At 71.5% G+C, this 904-nt stretch carries 1 protein-coding gene; it reads left to right on the top strand.

The window, feature by feature from the left end; translation table 11 throughout:
- Positions 1–247: 247 nt before the first annotated feature.
- Positions 248–811, top strand: coding sequence for a polysaccharide biosynthesis/export family protein (locus B8460_RS20015; protein WP_048863388.1), 564 nt, complete (start codon positions 248–250; stop codon positions 809–811).
- Positions 812–904 lie beyond the last annotated feature (93 nt).

Genomic DNA, 904 nt, shown 5'->3' on the forward strand with positions numbered 1-904 from the left:
GGCCCCGGGTTGGCCGGCGGGCGGCGTCATGGCGCCGTCTGCGGTCTGATCGAGCACGCGCCCTCCTGTCGCCAGGCGCGGCGGCCGGGCTGCCCGGCATTCGCCGGTTGACGCGACGCGCCCGCCAAATCTTCAATCGGAGGTTACGGAGACACGCGAGTTTCTGTCAATCTTGAGTTGTATGAATGATATGGAAAACAATTCCAGGACGTGGCACGCTCCGCCGTCATCTGGCACAGGGACCCGCATGCTGCCCCGCCGGCACCTCCTCGCGGTCCTGACCGGCCTCGCCGCTGCCGGCTGCGCCGGGCCGGGGGCGGACCTGCCGCTGCTGCCCGCGCCCAACATCGCGGACTACCGGCTCGGCGCCGGGGATCAGGTACGGATCATCACCTATGGCGAGGAACAGCTCACCGGGGAGTTCCGGGTCAACGACGCCGGCGCCATCGCCCTGCCGCTGGTCGGCAGCGTCCAGGCCGCCGGGCTGACCACCGGCGGGCTGGAGAAAGCGGTCACCACCGCGCTGACCCGCGCGCAGCTCTACCGCAACCCGTCCGTCACGGTGGAGATCACCGCCTATCGGCCGATCTACGTCCTCGGCGAGGTCAACAAGCCGGGGCAGTACCCCTATCAGCCGGGCATGACCGTCGTCACCGCCGTCGCGGTCGCGGGCGGCTTCACCTACCGCGCGATCGAGGATTACGCCGACATCGTCCGCACCACCGGCAAGACGCCGACGGAGGGCCGGGCGCTGCGCAGCAGCTACGTCCAGCCCGGCGACGCCGTGACCATCTACGAACGGCGGTTCTGATCCGCCTCAGCCGCCCGCGCCGCCCGCCACCGCCGCCGCGGCGATGATCGCCAGCACCACCGCCGCCACCGCCGCCAGCCGCCAGTCGCGCGC

This window comes from Acidisphaera rubrifaciens HS-AP3 (assembly GCF_000964365.1).
Classification (GTDB): Bacteria; Pseudomonadota; Alphaproteobacteria; order Acetobacterales; family Acetobacteraceae; genus Acidisphaera; species Acidisphaera rubrifaciens.

Excerpts from the sequence above, each read along its gene's own strand:
- B8460_RS20015 (WP_048863388.1), top strand. The coding sequence starts at position 248 with ATGCTGCCCCGCCGGCACCTCCTCGCGGTCCTGACCGGCCTCGCCGCT.